The organism is Arthrobacter sp. FW306-07-I, assembly GCF_021800405.1.
GTDB lineage: Bacteria > Actinomycetota > Actinomycetes > Actinomycetales > Micrococcaceae > Arthrobacter.
Map to the genome: position 1 here is coordinate 685,397 of NZ_CP084550.1, position 20,006 is coordinate 705,402.

At 66.0% G+C, this 20,006-nt stretch carries 19 protein-coding genes and 1 tRNA gene; 6 read left to right on the forward strand and 14 right to left on the reverse strand.

All coding sequences use genetic code 11. The features are described 5' to 3' along the window. Positions 1 to 66: 66 nt before the first annotated feature. The 3 genes from LFT46_RS03285 (at position 67) to LFT46_RS03295 (ending at position 2,115) form a co-directional block, all read left to right on the forward strand. Positions 67 to 690: a bacterial proteasome activator family protein gene (locus LFT46_RS03285; RefSeq protein ID WP_236821231.1), complete on the forward strand. Its 624-nt coding sequence runs from the start codon at positions 67 to 69 to the stop codon at positions 688 to 690. 8 nt (positions 691 to 698) lie between these two features. Further along, complete coding sequence (locus LFT46_RS03290; protein ID WP_236801082.1) at positions 699 to 1,142, forward strand: hypothetical protein; 444 nt, start codon at positions 699 to 701, stop codon at positions 1,140 to 1,142. A 127-nt stretch (positions 1,143 to 1,269) separates the two neighbouring features. Next, entirely contained in the window at positions 1,270 to 2,115 is an 846-nt protein-coding gene (locus LFT46_RS03295) for an aldo/keto reductase (protein ID WP_236801083.1), read from the forward strand. Between the two features lie 234 nt (positions 2,116 to 2,349). Here LFT46_RS03295 and LFT46_RS03300 read toward each other — a convergent pair whose 3' ends face one another. The 6 genes from LFT46_RS03300 to LFT46_RS03325 form a co-directional block, all read right to left on the reverse strand. Continuing rightward, positions 2,350 to 2,535 carry a hypothetical protein gene (locus LFT46_RS03300; protein WP_236821232.1) on the reverse strand — a complete coding sequence of 62 codons (186 nt, stop codon included), beginning with the start codon at positions 2,533 to 2,535 and terminating at the stop codon, positions 2,350 to 2,352. 205 nt (positions 2,536 to 2,740) lie between these two features. Beyond that, complete coding sequence (locus LFT46_RS03305; RefSeq protein WP_236821233.1) at positions 2,741 to 3,823, reverse strand: glycerophosphodiester phosphodiesterase; 1,083 nt, start codon at positions 3,821 to 3,823, stop codon at positions 2,741 to 2,743. A 44-nt stretch (positions 3,824 to 3,867) separates the two neighbouring features. Continuing rightward, entirely contained in the window at positions 3,868 to 4,515 is a 648-nt protein-coding gene (locus LFT46_RS03310) for a phosphodiester glycosidase family protein (protein ID WP_336885558.1), read from the reverse strand. Then, positions 4,422 to 5,567: an SPOR domain-containing protein gene (locus LFT46_RS03315; RefSeq protein WP_236821234.1), complete on the reverse strand. Its 1,146-nt coding sequence runs from the start codon at positions 5,565 to 5,567 to the stop codon at positions 4,422 to 4,424. The genes LFT46_RS03310 and LFT46_RS03315 overlap by 94 nt, the downstream gene beginning before the upstream one ends. 133 nt (positions 5,568 to 5,700) lie before the next feature. Beyond that, positions 5,701 to 6,786 (reverse strand): hypothetical protein, encoded by a 1,086-nt coding sequence (locus tag LFT46_RS03320; RefSeq protein WP_236821235.1) that lies wholly within the window; start codon positions 6,784 to 6,786, stop codon positions 5,701 to 5,703. Between the two features lie 65 nt (positions 6,787 to 6,851). Next, complete coding sequence (locus LFT46_RS03325; protein WP_236821236.1) at positions 6,852 to 7,829, reverse strand: hypothetical protein; 978 nt, start codon at positions 7,827 to 7,829, stop codon at positions 6,852 to 6,854. A gap of 130 nt (positions 7,830 to 7,959) precedes the next feature. Between LFT46_RS03325 and LFT46_RS03330 the strand changes: the two genes are divergently transcribed. Further along, positions 7,960 to 9,201, forward strand: a complete 1,242-nt coding sequence (locus tag LFT46_RS03330) for an NAD(P)/FAD-dependent oxidoreductase (RefSeq protein WP_236801089.1) — start codon at positions 7,960 to 7,962, stop codon at positions 9,199 to 9,201. Between the two features lie 65 nt (positions 9,202 to 9,266). Here LFT46_RS03330 and LFT46_RS03335 read toward each other — a convergent pair whose 3' ends face one another. The 7 genes from LFT46_RS03335 to tmk form a co-directional block, all read right to left on the reverse strand. Beyond that, on the reverse strand, positions 9,267 to 9,905 hold the full coding sequence (locus LFT46_RS03335; RefSeq protein ID WP_236821237.1) for a hypothetical protein: 639 nt from the start codon (positions 9,903 to 9,905) through the stop codon (positions 9,267 to 9,269). A 119-nt stretch (positions 9,906 to 10,024) separates the two neighbouring features. Continuing rightward, positions 10,025 to 10,969 carry a polysaccharide deacetylase family protein gene (locus LFT46_RS03340; RefSeq protein WP_236821238.1) on the reverse strand — a complete coding sequence of 315 codons (945 nt, stop codon included), beginning with the start codon at positions 10,967 to 10,969 and terminating at the stop codon, positions 10,025 to 10,027. A gap of 255 nt (positions 10,970 to 11,224) precedes the next feature. Continuing rightward, positions 11,225 to 13,207: an amino acid transporter gene (locus LFT46_RS03345; protein WP_236821239.1), complete on the reverse strand. Its 1,983-nt coding sequence runs from the start codon at positions 13,205 to 13,207 to the stop codon at positions 11,225 to 11,227. 595 nt (positions 13,208 to 13,802) lie between these two features. Then, positions 13,803 to 13,875, reverse strand: a tRNA-Thr gene (locus LFT46_RS03350). A 105-nt stretch (positions 13,876 to 13,980) separates the two neighbouring features. Further along, entirely contained in the window at positions 13,981 to 15,549 is a 1,569-nt protein-coding gene (locus LFT46_RS03355; RefSeq protein WP_236821240.1) for an alpha/beta hydrolase, read from the reverse strand. Beyond that, the gene (locus LFT46_RS03360; protein ID WP_236821241.1) at positions 15,546 to 16,709 is read right to left on the reverse strand and encodes a DNA polymerase III subunit delta'; all 1,164 of its coding nucleotides are present in this window, start codon (positions 16,707 to 16,709) and stop codon (positions 15,546 to 15,548) included. Before LFT46_RS03360 ends, LFT46_RS03355 begins: the two co-directional genes overlap by 4 nt. After that, positions 16,706 to 17,413, reverse strand: a complete 708-nt coding sequence (gene tmk / locus LFT46_RS03365; protein WP_236821242.1) for a dTMP kinase — start codon at positions 17,411 to 17,413, stop codon at positions 16,706 to 16,708. Before tmk ends, LFT46_RS03360 begins: the two co-directional genes overlap by 4 nt. 134 nt (positions 17,414 to 17,547) lie before the next feature. Between tmk and LFT46_RS03370 the strand changes: the two genes are divergently transcribed. Together LFT46_RS03370 and LFT46_RS03375 are read left to right on the forward strand one after the other, a co-directional pair. Then, positions 17,548 to 18,738, forward strand: coding sequence for a trans-sulfuration enzyme family protein (locus LFT46_RS03370; RefSeq protein ID WP_236821243.1), 1,191 nt, complete (start codon positions 17,548 to 17,550; stop codon positions 18,736 to 18,738). Positions 18,739 to 18,747: 9 nt separating this feature from the next. Further along, the gene (locus tag LFT46_RS03375) at positions 18,748 to 19,101 is read left to right on the forward strand and encodes a DUF2516 family protein (RefSeq protein WP_236821244.1); all 354 of its coding nucleotides are present in this window, start codon (positions 18,748 to 18,750) and stop codon (positions 19,099 to 19,101) included. A 20-nt stretch (positions 19,102 to 19,121) separates the two neighbouring features. Here LFT46_RS03375 and LFT46_RS03380 read toward each other — a convergent pair whose 3' ends face one another. Next, positions 19,122 to 19,982 carry a class I SAM-dependent methyltransferase gene (locus LFT46_RS03380; protein WP_236821245.1) on the reverse strand — a complete coding sequence of 287 codons (861 nt, stop codon included), beginning with the start codon at positions 19,980 to 19,982 and terminating at the stop codon, positions 19,122 to 19,124. Between the last annotated feature and the right edge of the window lie 24 nt (positions 19,983 to 20,006).

The window sequence follows — 20,006 nt, forward strand, 5'->3', positions numbered from 1 at the left end:
GCGGACAAGCCCGCCAGGAAGCTTCCTGGCGGGCCCCGGGCGGATAGGCCGTGAGAGTATGAACGCATGAGCGATCCCAAAGACACTCAGGCAGCTGAGGACCTCCCGGTGGAAGGCACTCCCGTTGACGACGCGCAGGACTCGGTGCAGGATCCATCCGGGGACGGCAAGCCCCGGGGCAGCAACCTGCAGGACCTGGTGGACGAGCCCGCCAAGGTCATGCGGATCGGCACCATGATCCGCCAGCTCCTTGAGGAGGTGAAGTCGGCGCCGCTGGACGACGCCGCGCGTGGCCGGCTTGCTGCCATCCATGAGCGCTCGATCAAAGAGCTTGAGGACGGGCTGGCACCGGAGCTCGTGGCGGAACTGGACAGGATCAGCCTGCCCTTCTCCGACGAAGCCACGCCCTCGGACGCCGAGCTCCGGATCGCCCAGGCCCAGCTGGTGGGCTGGCTCGAGGGCCTCTTCCACGGTATCCAGACCGCCATTGCGGCCCAGCACGCCGCCCAGCAGCAGGCCGCCGCGCAGATGCAGATGCGCCAGCTGCCGCCAGGCACCATGATTGCGCCCGGCGTCGTGATTGGTGAGAACGGTGAGCCGCAGCGGGCACCGGCGGGCGCCCGCCCCGGCAGTGCCTCGCGGCCCAGCCCCAGTGATGAACCGGACCACGGTCCGGGGCAGTACCTCTAAGGTTCCGCTTGGGCTTTTTCAGCGCCGCCCGGCAGGGGCGCAAGGATGATGCGGAACTGGGCAAGGGGTTGTGGCGCCGCGCCCACGACCGCTTCCACAGGGGACTGGACCGCTTCCACCAGGTGCTCGAGGGTGTGGAGGATGACCAGCTGTACGCCGAACTGGTGGAGATTGCGAACGAACTTGCCGCCCTCCTGCACCGGGTGCGTGCGGTGTGCGTGGAGGCGCAGCGCCGTTCGCCCAGCGAAGGCCTGGACATACCTGCTGCCCTGGCCAACGTGCACCGGTCGTTGTCCAAGGCCGGAAACTCGCTGGCCACCACGGCCGAAGCCGCAGCGATGCTTCGGCTCGCCGTCGGTCCCGTGCCCGTGGGAGCGGCGTCCGTACGCCGCCGTGCCGAGGCCGTCTTCCAGCAGGTTGATGACGCCGAGAGGCAGCTTCGCGGGGAATAGCCGGCAGCCGCCGTTGGCAGCGGCGTGAAAATATTCCCGATTTGGTTGGGAATTTTGGGGTTACGCGGCTGGCTGACAAGCCGCGGATCCAGCGCGTTTCGTGGCGCTGTTTTGGCAGGATGAAACCATGACTCTTTCACCAACTTTGACTTTCAACGACGGAAACACGATTCCCCAGCTCGGCTACGGTGTGTGGCAGGTTGAGGACGACGTGGCTGAAAAGGTTGTCCGCCAGGCATTCGAAGCCGGCTTCCGGCACATCGATACGGCCAAGATCTACGGCAACGAGGCCGGCGTGGGCCGCGCCATCGCCAGCTCCGGCCTCTCTCCGGAGCAGATCTTCATCACCACCAAGCTGTGGAACGCGGACCAGGGGTACGAGTCAACCCTCGCCGCCTTCGAGGAATCCATGGACCGGCTTGGCCTGGAGACGCTGGACCTCTACCTGATCCACTGGATGCAGCCCAAGCAGGACAAGTACGTTGACACCTGGAAGGCGCTGATCGAGCTTCAGAAGCGCGGCCGGGTCAAGTCCATCGGCGTCTCCAACTTCACTGTCGAGGGCCTGCAGCGCATCATCGACGAAACCGGCGTGGTTCCCGCCATCCACCAGATCGAACTGCACCCCTACTTCAACCAGGGTGAACTGCGCGAGTTCGGAGCCTCCAAGGGCATCCTGACCCAGGCGTGGTCTCCGCTGGGCCAGGGTGGCGAGCTGCTGAATGATCCCACCATCGCGTCCATCGCCGCCAAACACCAGGCCACACCCGCCCAGGTAGTCATCGCCTGGCACCTGGCGATCGGCAACGTGGTGATCCCCAAGTCCGTGACCGAGTCGCGCATCAAGGAGAACTTCGCAGCCCTTGAGGTGTCCCTGGACGCAGAGGATGTTGAAGCGATCAACAACCTTGACCGCACCGCCAGCGGCGAAGGCCGCATCGGTGCCGATCCCGCGGTTTCCGACTTCGCGTAACCCGCGACGGCGCGCCGCGCGCCGCGCGATGGGCACCCGACCAAGGCGGAGCGCGGAATCCAGCCAGAGTAAAAGCACCAGCCCGTGCTGCCGGCCATCGCCAGGCAGCACGGGCTGGTGCTTTTAAGACCGCCGGTGCTTGGGTTTGTGGCCGCGCAGCCTGATGGTCTTTTGTGGTCGACGGGTCCCCGGTGGGCGCCGCGGATGCCGGGCGCCGGTGGTGCACGACCTGGTTTAGGCAGCGGCCTGGATGTGCTCCACAGTGATGGCGTCCACCACGGCCCAGTTGTCTTCGCCGTGGCAGTGCCGGCAGGCGAAGCGCTCGGCCTCTTCGAGCGTCTCGAAGACCTCGGACCGGGCCCGGCCACAGTCGGCGTCGAAGTACGTTACGTGAAATTCCTGCACAGCTTGGTTTTCCATGAATCCAGTGTGCAACCGGGGTCTGACATTCTTAGGAACCAGCCTCCGCGTGTTGGGATACGGACCCAAAGGTCAAGAACAACACTCCCCATGCCTCTAATTGCTTGAAGGGTTCCGCAACCCTGTCGGCCGGCTTCACATCACGCCCGGTCCAGACTGCGCAGTCGCAGATCTGAACGCTCAGATCCAAGGACTGTCCGGGTGGTCAGTTCCCTGCGGACGCACCGGGTTCCAGCGTGTACTGCTTGGGCAGCTTCAGGGATCGTTCTGCCAGCACTTCGCGCAGCCGGTTCGGGTAGTCGGTGATCAGGCCGTCAACACCGTCGTCCATGAGCTTGCGCATGGTGGGTTTATCATCGACGGTCCACGGAATGACCTGCATGCCCTTGGCGTGGGCGCGGTTCACCATATCGGCTGTCACGTAGGGCACGTAGCCGGGGTCGGTGACGGTTCCGTTCTGGGGAGTGCCGTGGACGGGGGAGATGGCGTCGAAACCCAGGGAGGCAGCAGCGTCCACCAGGTCCCCGGCGAAGTCGTCCGCGTCGATGCCGCCGAGCCAGGGTGACTTGCCCGGCTGTCCGGCCTGCAGGAAGTCCTTGTTGGTCAGCGCCACGGTCCGCATGCCGGGTTCGCGTTCCTTCACCAGGCGCAGCGAGCCCCAATCGAAGCTCTCGATGGAGACGCGCTCCTCCATGTGGGCGGCCTTGATTTCGCGCAGGGCGACGTTCACGAACTGTTCGCGCGGAGCGGTTTGCTCTGGTGCCCCGGCTTCAACCTTGGTTTCGATGTTGAACTTGACCTGGCTGGCACGGTAACGGTTGGCGAGGTCGAACACCTCGGCCAGGGTCGGCATCTTTGCGCCGGGGGACGCCTGCTGGCCGGGGAACTGGGGCAGCGTCAAGGAGCCGCAGTCCATGCTGCGCACCTGATCGAAGGTGAGGTCCTTGATGTACTTGCCGACGTAAGGGTACGACGGGTCACCGGGGGTGACCGGGGCGGTGTCCCGGCACTTCTGGCCGTTGATCTTCCGGTCGTGGGTAATGACTTCCCGGCCGTCCTTGGTGATCTGCAGATCCAGTTCCAAGGTGCTCACGCCGCTCTCGATGCCCTTGGCGAAGGAAGCCAGCGTGGATTCGACGGTCAAGCCGATGCCGCCACGGTGCGCCTGGAGATCAAAATGGTTTTCAGTGCCGTTGGGGTTGGTATCGGCAGCTTGCGCCGGGAGGGCTGTTCCCAGGGCGAGGCCCGCGGTGATGGCTGCCGCGGTCAGCAGCTTGGTGTACTTCATGGTTCTCCAAAGTTTGTGATGTGTATATGTGGGGCCGGCGAAGGTTACGGCTTGCGGCCGGGCAGTATGACGAGAGCGTCGCCCACGGGGCGTTCGCCAGTGGCGTCGGAGGGCGAGCTCACGACGCGGCCGTCCTGGACCATGGTGGTGGATCCGCCGCCGTCGAGGTTCATGGCGTTGACCATTCCGAGGGAACGGGCGACGTCGGCTGATTCTTTGATGCTCAACCCAAGACTGGTGGTTTGGCGGCCGTCGGCGGTTACGATCAGGGTGCGGCCATGGGCGTCCGTGCCGGCGAAGGTGCGGGGGTTGCGCTTGTGGACCCAGCCGTAAAAGAAGCTGTTGCTGTCATTGGTGCGGACCATGCCGTCGCGGCGGGCGGTGACGTTGAGCCGGCCGTTTTGAACCAGGGTTGGGCCACCGTTGACGACGTCCGTCGTGGAACCGGTCTTCAAGGCCTTGCCACCCTCGTCGAGCAGGTCGGTGCCGACTTTCAGCTTTGAACCAGGGACAGCCAGGGCAGCGAGTTTATCCGCGTCCGCTCCGATGGCCTGCAGGGTTTGTCCGCCGGAGGGGACGGCAGTGCCGCGGATGTGGTTTACGGAGGTAACGGTGCCATGGGCGTCAAGGAGGACTTCGAGTCCGGGCCCGGATGGCGTCGCGGGACCGAACTCGGGGGTGAAGGAGACGATTTCGTCCGCGTCCGTGCAGGTGAAGTCATGCAGCGGCAGGTTGGTGGGGTGTCGTCGGTGCCCCCGCAGTTGCGGATAAGCCCTGGGACCCGGTTGATTCCGTCCAGGGGAAGTTCTCCGGCCTGGCCAGGTACGGTGACGGAGCCGTGCCAGTGGAGGCGTTGGATGGAGGTGCTGTTCTTGTCTATGACTAACGAGGGCCGGTCGGCGACGGGTTCGCTGAGGATCTTTCCGTCGTGGACTGCCGCGCCTGCGGGATCGCCCGGGGCTCCTGCCTGGGGATCCATGACGAAATAGCCGCCGTTCGTTGCCGCCAGGGCCCCCGCAGCGGCGGCGAGTGAGCTGGTGGTTTCACGCTCTTCGAGGTTAGGGCCGAACGTCGAGGTGAGGTCGCCGCGGAATTCCTTCGGGTCGATGGTCAGTACCTGCAGGTTCCAAGGGCCCCGGTCATCCTCGCTCGAGCCGGCATCACCGTCCCAGCCGGTGTAGATGACGGAGGATTTGTACCCGGCTGCCTTGATCCGGTCGACGGTGGGGGATCCGTCGGCCTTCACCGGGAACTGTCCGGCCCGGACCCGGTAGCCAAGGTCGCCGCCGGCGTCGGCCAGTTGCGGTGACTGGACGTGCTCCACCCGCGCAGTGACGCCGACCGCGTTAAGCTTGTCGGCAACTATCTGGGCTTGCGCCTGGGAGGACAGTGCCGAGGCCGGGGCGTCCGGGTCCGGGGAAACGGACGGGACAGCCACTTCAGCGGTCCAGAAGAAGTCCTGGTTGGGGGCGCCGCGGCTGATGGAGGTCTTGGTCAGCCCGGGGGCGAGGTCGGTCACGGTGCGGGTTTCGGGCAGGTCCTGCGCACCGAGGTCCAAGTGGTTGGGCGGCGACGTGGCGACGGTCTGCGGAGCCGGAGCCGGAGTGGCGGGCGCCGCCGAGGTGGAGGCGCCGGCCGGGGCAAGGAAGACAAAGGGGAGGGACACAGCCAGCGCGGTGATGGCCGTACGGCTGTGCCGGGACGCGTACCTCGTGAGTACGCGTCCGGTAGTTTCGGAGCTCATTGTGGGGCCTCTTCAGGTTTGGGCTCAACAGGAGCTCTCAAGTTACTAGTCGGTAACTAACCTGTCGTGGCGGGCTGGTGAACTGCATCTTTCGGACGTAAATACTCCAAGCTGTCGGCTGTGGGGGGAGGATTCACCGGGCTGGACCGTTCCCCATGGCAGTTTCCCTGGCCTTCAGGGCCAGCGCGGCCAGTGACAGCATTGCCAGGCCTGCCCAGACGAGCGTTCCGCTCCAGATCTCGGGGGAGAAGCTGAGCGCACCGTCCCGGAGCGCCGCACCGGCGAAATAGGGTGCCCAAAAAACGACTGGGGAGAGGCCTGCCCCAGTCATCAACCTGCCGGGACGGTCCGGTGCCGGTCGCACCACCGCCCACACCACTCCCACCAGGACGGAGCCGGTGAGGGCCACCGGTAGCAGCCAGGCGTCCCGCAGTGCCACCATGACCTGCAGGGCTACAGAGGGGACCACCGTCATGGCAGCAGGGATCACCGGATGCAGGCTCCACCGCAGCGACAACAGCAGGACGGGAACAAAGAGCACCACCGTGGAGACCAGGAAGGTCGCCAGCGAGATCATGATGCCCGCCGACGTCGGCCCCGTCACGGCCGTCGGCGTCCCGGCAGCGCTGGTGTATGTCTGAATGAGCCCGTGGCGGGCGAAGACCGCGAACTCCTGGAGGATGAAGGCCGCAACCATTCCGGCGAGCATGGCGCTGACGAATGCCGGCACCAGTCGGGGCCACGTCCTCCCGGGTGACTGCCACGCGGCCGAGAACGGTGCGGACAGGATAAGGAACCCGCCGGTGGCAAGCCCCAGATGGGAGGGGCTGAACAGTGCGCTGATGTTCTGTTCGATGCCAAGCAGGGAGTGCCAGGCAAAGTCCCCCACCCCCGAGGCCAGGAAAAGGGCCACCCCGGCCGCAGCAGAGCCGTAACCGGCGGGGACCGCTTCAGGCCACCGCGTGCCGGGTGCGTGCCGGCGCCACGTCAGGGACGCGATCCAGACGGCGCAGGCCGCGAAGCCTGAATACAGGATTGCGTGCCACGGGGTGAAGAACGTCTCGAGGTTGCGGAGGTTGTTATGGGCCCAGCCGTCGACATAGGTTCCAATGAGGAGCCAGACGCCGGCGGCCAGTGTGATGGCGTCCTCGAGGGCTGTGGTGGGGCGGCGAACTGCTGCCGGCGGAATCGCAAAGGCCTGGGCTGCTGCGGCGTCCATAGCTCCAGAGTAGGTCCCGTGAACGTCCTGCGGGAGAGGAGGCGCTTGGCTACCTCGTGCGCCCCTTAGTTGCTGCTTAGGCGGAGCACGCGTTCCTGCGCCAGCACCGCGGTGCGGTTGGCTTTGTCTGCCGCCCGCGCCGCCTGCTTCGCTTCGGCAGAGGTCGCCACAAGCCGCTTGCGCGATCGCTCCAGGCTTTCTTCGGCGGCCTTAAGCCGGCTCCGAAGCTCAACCGTTTCCTGCTGCAGCTGCGCAATGTCCGCCCTTGCCTGCTCCTCCTGGTCCTGCAGTTCACCGGCCAGGCGTGTCGCCTCCTCTTCGGCAGCCCGGGCTTCGGCAAGGGCCGCCTTTGCCTTTTCCAGCGCCGGCGGCGAGGCTGGCCGGGGTGTCTGCCGCACTGCCTCAAGCCGCGGCCTGGTGGGCTTTGGCTGAGAGGTGCGTTCCGCCGTCGTCCGTGTCCTCGCCGCTGCCTTTGCCTTCGGCGCGGAAAGGGGAGCATTCGCCGGGCGGGCAGACGTTGCCGGAGGAAGCAGCCCGGGGAGGGCCACCGCCCCCTCCAGGTCGACGTCGTTGACGCCGTCCGCGGACAGGACCTTCAGCAGCCGCCCGCTGCCCACTGCATTGGCTGCGCCCTCGTCCGCTGTCAGGGCCCGGAGGGTCTCCTCGACTTCGGAGGCCATTGCGTCACTGATGGAACGGCCCTGCTCCCGGGCAACAGACCGGGCGATGTCGACGGCGTCAGCCAGCATGGTGCGGCGCTCCCGGCCCAGTTCGCGCAGGTAGGGAGCGTCGAGTGACACCTGCGCGGCCCGCATGCGGGCCCCGAGGTCGCTGAGCCCGTCCAGTACGTCCGGCCGGTTCCGGGCAAGCATGTTCAGGGCCCATGCGGCTACGGACGGCTTGGGCAGGCCGCGGACTGTTGCAGCCAGGCCCTTGTCCTGGCGCGCAACCTCCTTGGCGGCGGTCGTTCGGGCCGCGACGAAGTCGTCCAGCGGCCCGGCGTAGAGCCGGTCCGCAATGTCCGCCAGGGCTGCGTCATCCATGCCGCCATCTTAGGTGCCGGGAGGGGCGGGCTTCTTAACGTTCCCCCGCCCGGACCGGGACAAGACGCACGCCACAACGTCCCGGCACACCACCCTGTTACTCGACCGCCGGGAGGGGTATGTTGCACGAATGGACGATTCATATCAGGTCATCGTGGTTGGCGGCGGTTTTGCCGGAAAGACGGCGGCTGAGGAGTTGGGCCGCAAGGGCGTCCGGGTGTTGCTGCTCGATGCCAACAATTACCAGCAGTTCCAGCCGCTCCTCTACCAAGTGGCCGCATCCCAGATCGGGGTTTCGGCGGTCACCCGGCCGCTCCGGTCCGAGTTCCGCAAGATCAACAACGTCCGCGTCCTGACGGCGGAGGTCACCGCCATCGATGCGGCCAACCGCACGGTCACCACCGCCGACGGCTCAAGTTACCGGTCCCGGGTCCTGGTCATCGCCACGGGGGCGGTGCCAAACTTCTTCAACACCCCCGGCGCCGATGAGCATGCCTACCCCCTGTACTCGGTGGCGGACGCAACGCGGCTCAGCGCCGCCATCACTGCCGTCATGGACGAGGCAGACCGGGAACCCTCGGTAAACGCCGACGTGATTGTGGTGGGCGGTGGCCCAACCGGGGTGGAGACCGCCGGCGCACTGGCAGAGAACGTTAAGTACCTTGTGCCGAAGTACTTCTCGCCCGGGCTGGCCGCCCGGTGCCACGTTCACCTGGTGGACATGGTTCCCAACGTGCTGGCTGCTTTCTCGGAAAAGTCGCAGGCGTACGCGCGGGACCGGCTGACAAAACTGGGTGTCCAGCTACATATGGGCACCGCGGTGGGGGACGTCCGGCCTGACGGGGTGACGCTCAAGGACGGGACTGTCATCCCTGGACGGATCGTCGTGTGGGCCGGCGGCCTGCAGGCGGGGCGGATCATCACCGAGTCCGGGTTGAAGCAGGGCAGGGGTGGCAGGGTGGACGTGCAACCAGACCTGACAGCCCCTGACCTCGAGGGTGTCTATGTTCTGGGCGACTCGGCGAACATCACCGACGCTGATGGGAACAAGCTGCCGCAGCTTGGGTCCGTGGCACAGCAGTCGGGCAAGTGGGCGGCACGCAACATCTATGCGGACCTTACCGGCGGCGTGCGGGAGCCTTTCCGCTACTGGGACAAGGGCTACATGGCGATGGTGGGACGCGGCGCAGCCGTGGCGGAACTCGGCCGCCGGCGCCTGCAACTGCAGGGCCCGCTGGCGTTCGTTTCGTGGCTGGCAGTGCATCTTGCCCTGTTGCCTGGCTTCCAGCAGAAAGTCCGGGCGCTGTTCTCCTGGGCCAATGGCTACGTAACCCACAGCCCTGCCCAAGTGGTGGTGGGCAGGCCGGACTAGCTACCTGCCCGCCCCCTCCTGCCTGCTCGGGCCTGTTTTCGCGCCGCCCGGGCGAACCGCCGTCGTTAGCTCTTCCCGAAACCAACCAGCCGGCCCGCCACAGTCCACCCGGATGCCTCATAGGGGCCGGCAGCGTCCGCCTCAACCACCATGTGCAGGTACTCGGCGCCGTGGAGAAAAGCCTCCTCTGCCATGGCGGCGAAGAGCCCGCGCTCAAACGTCTCCTTTTCCGGCCCTTCCGGGACTTCCGTGATGGCCACCGCGGCGAAGTCGTCCCGCACCTGGACACGGCCCCGGGCCACCGGGCTGTCAAAGACGGTGATTTCGACGGCGTCGTAGGTTTCCATGGGTGCCAGGGCCACCTGGGAGTTTTCCGGCAGTTGCACTCCCGTATTCAACTCCGCCGTGGGGGCCATAAGCAGAATCCTCTCTGACACCCGGGCGAGACCACCGGGGGCCAGGTCACCAGCATTTCCAGCGTCAGCGCAAAGCAGGGTCAGGCTCGCGCCCTCACCTGCTGCCTTGGCGGCAAGCTCCTCCGCATCACCACCTGCCCAGCCCGCCACATACTCCTGTCCTTGGGGCTCATCTCCTGTGCCTCCCCCGACGACGAACCCGGCGTTCACAGCTTCTGCGGAGCGTCCGTGAAGGTCTGCCCAAGCAGGGAGCCATCCGATGGCAGGAGTGTTGTGCTGTTCCGGCATGAGCAATTCCTAACGTTTGGCTGCGGTCGGACCGCGGTCCAGCCGCCCGTTGCTGGACAGGGCTTTCCTGTCAACGTATCGGATCAGCACGCAGCCCGCCACCAGCACGGGGGGTGCCGTCAGGGCAGGTGGGTGAAGGACATTCCGGCTGCCAGCAGCTTGTCCACCGCCTGCTTTACGCCTTCCGCCGTTCCACTGTTGGGATGGTTGCCGTGGCAGATGACCACGTCGCCTGGCCGGGCCTTTCCCACCTCTTTGGCGACGACGGCGGCTGGAAACGTTGCGCCGCCGTCGCCATTGATGCTGAAGCCTGCCGCTTTCACTCCCAGCGCGCCGAGGATGTCCACAGCGACGTCGTCCATGTAGGCGGTGCCCGGGCGGAAGTATCTGGGGCGCTTGCCCGTGATGCCGGCCAGGACGCCGTCATTCGGCATGATCTCGTCGTAGACCTCGCCGGCGTTCTTTGTGCCTGGGATTCCATAGGCGGTGTTGCCGGTCGTGGACAACGGCTTATGCGAGGTCCCGTGGTTGGCAACTTCGAAAAGTGGATCTGCTGCCAACTGCCGGGCCGTGGCGGGGTTGGCCGTGACCCACCGCGAGTTCAGGAAGAGCGTGGCCGGAACGTGACGCTGGCGCAGGGCATCGACGAGCGCCTGGTCATAGCCGCTGCCGCCGGAACCGCCGCAAAAGTCGAAGGTGAGGGCGATGCCCTGGGGGCCGGACGGCAGCCGCGTCAGGACGCCGGGAGCCTCCAGGCCCCAGTAGTGGGGCTGGTGCTTCCCGTAGGTGTCGACGATCTGCGCGCGTGAAGGTACGGGCGGTGGCGGTGGCGTGGCAGGCGCGGGTGCAGGCTCGTCACCGTCGGGGCCTGTATCCATCACCGGGGAGGCGACCGGGTCTGCCCCACCGCTGTCCCGGGCGCTGCCTTGCGTTTCCGAGGGCTTCGAACGGGACTGCAGGTCGGGAACGGCGGCCGACAATGTGAGCACTGCTGCCAGCAGGACCGTCCTGCGGCCGGGGCCCTTGCCGTCCTGGCCCAGGTGCCGGGGCGCGTTCGGTTCCACGGTCAAGCCCCCCGCCGGGGCTTGGCTGCGGCAGGGGTCCGGTCAGCTTCCGTGCAGCAACCGGAGGTGGCACATGCCGTACGGCGGCTGCCCGTCGGACAGGCAGTGGTGCAGGCCGTGGCGCCCGGAACGGCGGCCTGAAAGCGGGGAGTCACTCCGGGAGGATACCTTGGCTGCCTTGCCGTTTCCTGAACCTCGATGGATAGCCGGAGCGGCGGGCGTAATAATCAGTCGTCGCGGGCAAAAAGACACCGTCTATCCCACGTGGATCCCGGGACGCCGACGGGGATCGGGTTCGTTCCGCCGGAGGATTTCGCGGACCACTGGGGGAGTATCGCCCTGACCCAGGAGCAAGTAGCGCATCAGGTGTGCCAGCGGGTTGCCTTCAGACCACTCGAAGTAGGCATGCGGAATCACACCCGTGGCATCGCGCAGTGCCAGCAGGATGGCTGCGATGGCATTGGGTGCGGCGGGACTCTGCACGCGGAGCACCCTGTGGTGCCCTACCTCGACGCCCCTGACAGCCAGCACCTTGCTGAATCCCGAGGGGTCGGTGACGTCAATCTCAAGGAAGATGACGTCGGCAGTCCAAGGGGTTGGGTTGCTGTCGTCCTGGTCTGCCGTCTTCTGGTCATATTCGGCGACGTCGCGCGCCTGCGGTTTGTTCGCTATCAGGGTCAGCCGCCCGTCGTAGTCCAGGGACTCCTTGATGAACCGGCGCGCAGCCGCATCGAATTCGATCCTGTCGACGCGGAGTTCGGTGGTCCTGCTGACCCTTGATACGAGTGACACGGTGATAATGCCGAGGATAAAGAAGCCGGAAATGGTGATGCCGTCCGGCTTTTCGAGCACATTGGCCGCCAGTGCATAGAGCATCACCAGTGTCAGCACGCTGAAGCCGGTTGCGGCTCCGCGGTGTTTCCTTTGGATCGCCGAGATCGTCACCGCTATGGCTCCGGAAACCATCATCACAAGGATTCCTGTTGCGTAGGCGCCGGCCTGGGCGTTGACGTCCGCCTTGAACCCCACGGTGATCAGGATGCTGACCGTGGTGTAGACGAGCACAACAGGCCGGACTGCGCGCGACCATTCGGGTGCCATGCCATAGGACGGAAGATAGCGCGGGACGATGTTGATCAGCCCAGCCATCGCCGACGCCCCCGCGAACCAGAGGATAAGGATGCTGCTGATGTCATACACGGACCCGAAACCGCTGCCCAGGCGTTCGTGGGCCAGATATGCGAGGGCACGGCCATTGGCCGGCCCGCCCGGCTGGAATGCTTCGCTGGGAATTAGGACGGTGGTCACGAAACTGCTGCCGATCAGGTAGACGCTCATGATCAGTGCCGCAGTGGTCAGCAGCTTGCGGGTGTTTCGGATCCGCCCCCGCAGCTTCTCTTCACTCGTGGCGCCTGTGGAGGCGATCAAGGGCATCATGCTGACCCCTGTTTCGAAACCCGACAGCCCCAGGACCAGCAGGGGAAAGGCCAGCAGCGCAGGTCCTGCAATGCCGCCCGAACCGGTTCCCTGGGCGGTCAACGCCCCGCTCCATGAATTCAGCAGCGCGGGATCGGCGACGATGTCAGCGATGCCTGAACCGATAACGACGCCGTTCAGCAGCAGGAAGACCCCGACAAGCGGTATAGCGACGGCGACAGCCTCGGAGAAGCCCAGCAGGAACACTCCGCCAAGGATCACCAGCAGCAGCACGGTTATGGGTACGGCCTGGCCCTTGAGGGCGGGCGGAAGGAAGGGATTTTCGAGCAGGTGGACGGTGGCATCGGCTGCGGAAAGCGTGATGGTGATGATCCAGGATGTGGCTACGAACCCGAGCAGCACCAGGACAAAGATCTTGCCCCGCCAGAAGGGCAGCAGCTTTTCAAGCATGGCCACTGAGCCCTGCCCATGGGGGCTTTCAGCGGCCACCCTGCGATACATGGGCAGCATGCCCAAAAGAGTCAGCGCGACAATCAGCAGTGTCGCCAGCGGAGACAGCGCACCCGCAGCAAGAGCGGCGATTCCGGGCAGGTAGGACAATGTAGAGAAGTAGTCAACGCCGGTCAGGCACATAACCTTCCACCAGCTTTGCTGTCCCTCTTCCCGCTCAGGGGCTTCGAGGCCTTCAGGTTGGTGGACGCGGTTTTCAAGCAGCCAACGGACGAGGGGCCCGTGGGGCGTGGCATCGTGCGAGGGGCGGGGAACGCTTTCGGGTACGGAGTGCTGGATAGATGCAGTCATGGAACATCTCCCCTCTGCTGGTCCCGGCATAAGCGGCAGCCTTCATGGGGTGGCCCCTGCCCGTAACCGGCGAGATTAGCACCGGCATGGGACGGGGCGGGAAGGAGCGGGATAATCTTGACGCTTTCTTAACGCCGGGCCTTTGCATGGCCACCCTGCAGCCGGTTGTCCGCGGAGGTCCGGCCGGAGATTGAGACTTAAGGCCCTGTGCCCTCCAGCAGGTCCGGCGTTTACTAGTGGGTTGGGGCGGGCGGAGTGCCCGCCGCAGAGCCTGGGGCTCTGCTCGTTAGATCAGGGAGACAGCAGCCGGCTATGAATCTCAAAGACCGTTGGAGCCGCCTCGACCCGGCCACCAGGAAGTGGTTGACCGACAACCCGGGATGCCAGATCCTGCCGAGGACGATTGTCGCGGTAATTTCCAAGGAAACCGGGGAGAACTTAGCAACGGGGCAGCACGGTGAAGCAGCCATATCCCGCGAGGACCAGGCGTTTATCCGGTCCAAAGCGGACGGTGTACCAGGAGCCCAGGCAGACCATTAACCAGCGAAAAACCCCGGAAACCCCTGGAACCAGGGGCTGTCCGGGGTTTATCCCGAGCTTCCTATCAGAATCGAACTGATGACCTTTTCATTACGAGTGAAACGCTCTACCGACTGAGCTAAGGAAGCACCGCACAAAATCCCCGGCAGAACCGGGCGCCTCATGCAAGAGTCAACTGTAATAGAGTCTCCTCGCCCCGGTCAAAATGGGGCGCGCGGCGGCTGCCGGGGCGGTCAACAGACCGTATTGTCGGCCGGCACCTTGCCGCCCACCAGGTAGTTGTCCACCGAATCCTCCAAGCAGCTGTTGGCACGGCCGTAGGCGGTGTGTCCTTCACCCCTCCACGTCAGCAGGGAGGCGTTGCCCAGCTGCTTGCGCAGTGAGGCTGCCCAGTCAACGGGGGTTGCGGGGTCGCCTGTGGTCCCGATGACCACGATGGGGGAGCCACCGCTGTATTCCACAGGTGCCGGGGTGCGGAGGTTCTCGTAGGGCCAATCCGCACAGGTGGTCCCGCCGTAGGCAAAGAAGTAGCCGAGGGTGGGGGAGTCCTGCTCCAACCGCTTCTCTTCGGCGCGCATGCCTGCGGCATCCGACACCATGGGGTAGTCCAGGCAGTTGATCGCGTTGAAGGCGAACGTTGAATTGGAGGTGTACTTTCCGTCGGAGCCGCGGTCCGCGCCCAGGTCGGCCAGCCGGAGCATGAGGCTCACGTCTCCGGACAACGCCGCCTCCAGCGCCTGCGTGAGGGCCGGCCAGCTTTGGTCGTTGTAGAGCGGGGTGATGAGGCCGCTGACGAACATGGTGGCATTGACCAGGCGGCCGTCCTTGGCCGTGCGGGGAGTCTGCTGCACAGCGTTGATCAGGTCCCGGATCTGCTGCACTCCGGAATCGACATCACCGCTCAGGGGGCACTTGCCCTGCTTCTGGCAACTGGCAACGTAGCTGTGGAGCGCTTTTTCGAAGGCCCGGGCCTGGCCGCTGGTCAGGTCCTCATTGCTGATGGACGGGTCCAAAGCCCCGTCGAGGACCATGCGACCCACGTTGTCCGGGAAGAGTGAGGCGTAGGTGGAGCCCAGGAACGTGCCGTAGGAGTAGCCAAGGTAGTTCAGCTTGGTGTCGTTCACCACGGCCCGGAGTACGTCCAGGTCCTTGGCGGCGCTGACGGTGTCGATGTGGCCAAGGACCGGGCCGGTTTGCGCCGCGCACTGGTCAGCGATCGCCTTGTTGTCGGCCAGCGCCGCGGCCAGTCCGGCGTCGGTTTCGAGGGCATAGACCTTGGCACGGGCCGCGTCACGTTCTGCGTCGGTCATGCAGGTTACGGGAGCGGAGCGCTTGACGCCGCGCGGATCAAAGCCGACGAGGTCGTAGGCGTTGCGTACGCCGGCTGAAAAGTGGGTTGCGGCTGCGTCCTTGATGAAGTCGTAGCCGGAAGCGCCCGGGCCGCCGGGGTTGACCAGGAGGCTGCCGGTTTTCTTTCCGGTGCTGGACGCCCGCAAAGCGGCAAGCTGGATGGTGTCGCCGCCAGGATTGGCATAGTCCAGGGGGACGGTCACCTTGGCACATTGAAATTCCCCTTCGCAGGGCTGCCATACGACTTCCTGCGAGTAGAACTTTTCCAGGCCCGCGGGGGCGGACGCCACGATCGAGGGGTCGGCCTTGGCAGTGGCCGCCTCCGGGGGGTTCTTGTCGCCGCTGTTGAGGAGACTGCACGAGGCCAGGACCACGGCCAGGGCCATTGCTCCCGCGGCTCGGACTGCAACCGCCAGGGACCTGTGGGGTGCGGACAGGGGGCGGGCAGTCATCGGGTCTCCTTGGAGGGCTGGATCAGGCTGGCCGCCATGGACTCGATGGTCAGAAGCGGGGCAACGTTGGTTGTGGTGATGCGTTCGCGGGCTTTGTTAATGGCGTCCATGCGGGCCAGGGTGATCTCAGGAGTGCTGCGGGCGGCGAACTCTTCCAGCTCCCTCCTCAGCTCAACGTTGACCAGTTCCACGGCGTTCCCGAGTTGGATGATCAGCACATCGCGGTAGAAGGAAAGTAAATCGGTGAGCGTACGGTCCAGGGAGTCCGTGATGGATCTCTTGGCCCGCCGTTTCTGGTCGTCTTCGAGCTGTTTCAGCTGGCTGCGCATGGCCGGGGGCAGGGCTCCCGATTCGGGCGCTCCCAACGTTGCAAGGAGGGAGGCCTTCTCCGCTGCGTCCCGCTCCTCGTTGGAGCTGTTGGCCTCGGCGGTGGCGATCTTCACCAGCTTGTCCGCCATCATGACCGCGGCTGTGACGCCGCGGAGGCCGAGCGGAAAACGGACCGTTTCCAGCCGGCGTTCCCTTGCCGCTGGATCCCTGGCCAGCCGGCGGGCAATGCCTACATGGCTCTGCGCTACCCGGGCTGCCTGCTCCGCAAGGGCAGGGTCCACACCGTCACGCCGCACCAGCAGGGCTGCAACGTCCGAGGCCGGCGGCAGCCGTAAAGCGACGCTACGGCAGCGGGAGCGGATGGTGACCAGGACGTCGGCGGGGGACGGCGCGCAAAGCATCCAGACAGTCCGCGGCGTGGGTTCCTCGATGGCTTTGAGCAGTACGTTGGTGGTCCGCTCGGCCATGCGGTCGGCGTCCTCCACGACGATGATCCGCCAGCGCCCTGACGATGGCCGGTTACCTGCCGCCGCCACCAGTTCCCGGGCCTCATCGATGGTGATGGTGACCTTTTCGGTGCGCACGAACGTCACATCCGAATGGGTTTCACCCAGGATCGTGTGGCACGCCTGGCACTGCCCGCAGCCACGGAGGCCGACGTCCTCCTGGTCGCAGTTCAGTGCGGCGGCGAAGGCCTTGGCGGCGTTCGAGCGGCCGGAACCCGGCGGCCCCGTGAACAGCCAAGCGTGCGTCAGGCTTTCGCCGCTTGCGGCCTGGCGCAGTTGTTCGACGACGGCGGGCTGGCCCTGGAGGTCATCCCAGACGGTCACGCGCCACCGCCGTCGCCCGCTGCAGGTACCGCCCCTTGCGGTGCGTGGGCATGCGCTGCGAGGGGCGGCGCATCAAGCAAGGTTTCCACGCGGGCCAGGATCTGCGCAGCCAGGTCGTCAACCGGGAGGTGGGCAGGGAGGACCAGGTACGACGCGGGGCGGGCCGCCGCGAGGTCCAGGAAGGCGCCCCGGATCCGCGTGTGGAACTCGTCAGCTTCGGATTCAAGTCGGTCTTCGGCTGCCTGGCCTGCAGTGCGGCGCCGCCGGCCAAGCTTGGGGTCAACATCCAGGAGGACCGTAAGGTGCGGCTGCAGACCGGACGTGGCCCACTCGTTGAGGGACTGGACGGCGTCCTGGCCGAGTTTGCGGCCGGCCCCCTGGTATGCCACCGAAGAGTCGATGTAGCGGTCGGTCAGCACAATCTCGCCACGGCCAAGTGCCGGGCGGATAACCTGGGCGGCGTGGGCGGCGCGGGAAGCCGCGAAAATGAGGGCTTCCGTATGGGCGTCAATCTCGCCGTTGCCGTGATCCAGTACCAGCGAGCGCAGCTTTTCCCCAATGGGCGTGCCGCCGGGTTCACGGGTGCGCAGCACCGTGTGGCCCCGGGACTCCAGCGCGGCGGCAAGGCGGGCCGCCTGGGTGGACTTGCCGGCGCCATCGCCACCTTCGAACGCGATGAATAATCCGGCCTTCTGTTTGTTCACTTCTTAAGCCTACCGAGGCAGGCGGACATTTCCGGCTTCCACCCAGTGCCTGTGCAGGACAGGTGGAGGGGGCGCCGCCCACAAAACGTCACTGCTTTGACGTTGGATCAAACAGGAACAGTACGCTTTTCACCATGAGTCTTTCCGAGCACCAAGCCGCGTCCCTGTCACCCGAGACCGTGGTGGTGGCGGCCGGGCGGCCGCCGCGGGAAAGGGACCAGCCGGTCAACCCTCCCATCACCCTTTCCTCCACCTATTTCGGCACGGGCCCCCTTGGTGATGGCGACCGGGGATACGGCCGCTATTCCAACCCCACCTGGGACCCCTTCGAGGAGGCCTTGGGCCAGCTGGAAGGATCCGAGTTGCCCGGCCTGCTGTACGCATCGGGCCTCGCCGCGGTCAGTTCTGCGTTGTCGCTGATCCCCGCAGGGGGAGTCCTGGTTATGCCCAACCACAGCTACTCCGGCTCGCTGGTGATGGCCTCCGAACTCGCCCAAAAGGGCTTCATCGAGCTCCGGACCGTGGATATTGCCGATACGGATGCCGTTCAAGCAGCCCTGGCCCCTAAGGGACCGTCCGCGAAGGCCGCGGCCATGCTGTGGCTCGAAAGCCCCACCAACCCCATGCTCGGAATTGCCGACATGTCCGCCGTTGCAGAGGCCGCCCATGCCGCCGGCGCAATCGTCGTTACGGACAACACTTTCTCCACCCCCTTGGTGCAGCAGCCCCTGTCGCTGGGATCCGACGTCGTCCTCCACTCGGTGACCAAGTACCTGGCCGGGCATTCCGACGTTGTCCTCGGCGCGCTCGTCACCTCCAACCCGGACATCCGCGCCGCGCTCCTCCACCACCGGATCATCCACGGTGCTATTGCCGGACCCTTTGAAGCATGGCTGGCCCTGCGCGGCCTTCGGACCCTTGCGTTGCGCGTCGAGCGGTCCCAGGAGTCATCCATGGTCCTGGCGGAACGCCTTGCGGCGCACCCCGCCATCGAATCGATCCGCTTCCCCGGCCTCAGCACCGACCCCGGGCACGTCCGCGCCAAGGAGCAGATGAAGGGGTTCGGCTCCATCATCTGTATCCAGGTGGCGCCATCCGCAGGACTCAGCGGCGCCGACGCCGCTGACAAACTCGTGCAGGCACTGGAACTCTGGCTGCCTGCCACGTCCCTGGGCGGGGTGGAATCCCTCATCGAGCGCCGGCGCCGGCACTCGGCCGAACCCACCAGCGTGCCTGAGAACCTGGTGCGCCTTAGCGTAGGGGTGGAAAACGTTGAGGACCTCTGGGCTGACCTTAAGCAGGCGCTGGACACGCTGGGCGGCTAGGCTGGGTTTGTGGACGGTCGAATAATCATCGCGCTCGTAGAGCAGGCAGTGTTCTTCATCCTTGGCCTGGTGGCCTTGGGGCTTGAGCTGTGGGCGTTTGTGGACTGCCTCCGCCACCGGCCCAACGCCTTCGAAGCTACCGGAAAGCGGACCAAAACCTTCTGGCTTGCCCTCACCGGCGGTGCCACCGCCGTGGGCCTGATCTCGCTGCTGGGCACCGGTGGAGGCATCTTCAGCACCCTCGGCCTGTTCGGGCTGGCCGCTGTCGTGGCAGCCTCCGTCTACCTGGCCGACGTCCGGCCTGCAGTGAAAGACGCCGGCCGGGGCGGCAGCCGCAACATGGGCCCCTACGGCCCCTGGTGATCCCACCGGCGCCGGCCCATTCAACGGCTGACCGCATGATGTAAGGGCATCACTGCCTCCCAATCCACCGTCAGCTCACCCAGCCGCCACCTGGCCGGCCCGTCCTGGACCGGCCAGCCCGCTGCGCGCAGGCTCCGGCACATGCCTACCCAGCGCTGCCGGTTACCAAATGAGGCCAGCGCCGCGCTCTCAAGCCACGACCGGTCCATTGCCTGCATGAAAGCGTGCACCGGTTCACCGGGGACGTTGCGGTGGATCAGGGCTTTGGGCAGCCGCTCGGCCACGTCGGATGGCAGGTCGAAGCTCCCAAAGCGGACCGAGATGCTGAGGGACAGGGGCCGGTCCCGGTCCAGAGCCACCCACGTCACGCGCCGCCCAATCTCGTCACACGTGCCGTCGACGAACAGGCCGTCCGGAGCCAATCGTTCCTGCACCAGCCGCCAAATGCCCGGGACGTCAGCTTCCTCGTACTGCCGCAGGACGTTGAAGGCCCGGACCAGGACAGGGCGACCGGAAACAGGCAGCTCAAAGCCGCCGACGTGGAACGTCAGTCCGGGACGCTGCAGCGGAAGCGCCGCCCGGACGCGCTCCGGCTCGATCTCGATCCCGCAGACGCGTACGTCGGGCCGGATCACGGCGAGCCTTTCATGAAGTTCGACGGCGGTGGCCGGCGTTGCGCCATAGCCCAGGTCCACCACGAGCGGCTCGGGTGCCCTCCTCAGCCGCCACGCCTGCGGTCCTGCCAGCCAGCGGTCCAGCCGGCGCATCCGGTTGGGGTTGGTGGTGCCGCGGGTGACGTTGCCCACCGGCCGCCCCTTCCTGGCGGCGGAGGACCTGCCGGAAAGTTGCGGGGCATTGACCCGCTCAGCCTTTTGAACCACCGCACAACCCTATCTTCGCCGGCC

What these genes read in the sequence shown, in the direction of transcription:
- LFT46_RS03345 (WP_236821239.1), bottom strand. Translation starts at nt 13,207, where the DNA reads ATGACTGCATCTATCCAGCACTCCGTACCCGAAAGCGTTCCCCGCCCC.
- LFT46_RS03315 (WP_236821234.1), bottom strand. Translation starts at nt 5,567, where the DNA reads ATGAGCTCCGAAACTACCGGACGCGTACTCACGAGGTACGCGTCCCGG.
- LFT46_RS03305 (WP_236821233.1), bottom strand. Translation starts at nt 3,823, where the DNA reads ATGAAGTACACCAAGCTGCTGACCGCGGCAGCCATCACCGCGGGCCTC.
- LFT46_RS03335 (WP_236821237.1), bottom strand. Translation starts at nt 9,905, where the DNA reads ATGCCGGAACAGCACAACACTCCTGCCATCGGATGGCTCCCTGCTTGG.
- LFT46_RS03325 (WP_236821236.1), bottom strand. Translation starts at nt 7,829, where the DNA reads ATGGATGACGCAGCCCTGGCGGACATTGCGGACCGGCTCTACGCCGGG.
- LFT46_RS03295 (WP_236801083.1), top strand. Translation starts at nt 1,270, where the DNA reads ATGACTCTTTCACCAACTTTGACTTTCAACGACGGAAACACGATTCCC.
- LFT46_RS03320 (WP_236821235.1), bottom strand. Translation starts at nt 6,786, where the DNA reads ATGGACGCCGCAGCAGCCCAGGCCTTTGCGATTCCGCCGGCAGCAGTT.
- LFT46_RS03355 (WP_236821240.1), bottom strand. Translation starts at nt 15,549, where the DNA reads ATGACTGCCCGCCCCCTGTCCGCACCCCACAGGTCCCTGGCGGTTGCA.
- LFT46_RS03300 (WP_236821232.1), bottom strand. Translation starts at nt 2,535, where the DNA reads ATGGAAAACCAAGCTGTGCAGGAATTTCACGTAACGTACTTCGACGCC.
- LFT46_RS03370 (WP_236821243.1), top strand. Translation starts at nt 17,548, where the DNA reads ATGAGTCTTTCCGAGCACCAAGCCGCGTCCCTGTCACCCGAGACCGTG.
- LFT46_RS03330 (WP_236801089.1), top strand. Translation starts at nt 7,960, where the DNA reads ATGGACGATTCATATCAGGTCATCGTGGTTGGCGGCGGTTTTGCCGGA.
- LFT46_RS03285 (WP_236821231.1), top strand. Translation starts at nt 67, where the DNA reads ATGAGCGATCCCAAAGACACTCAGGCAGCTGAGGACCTCCCGGTGGAA.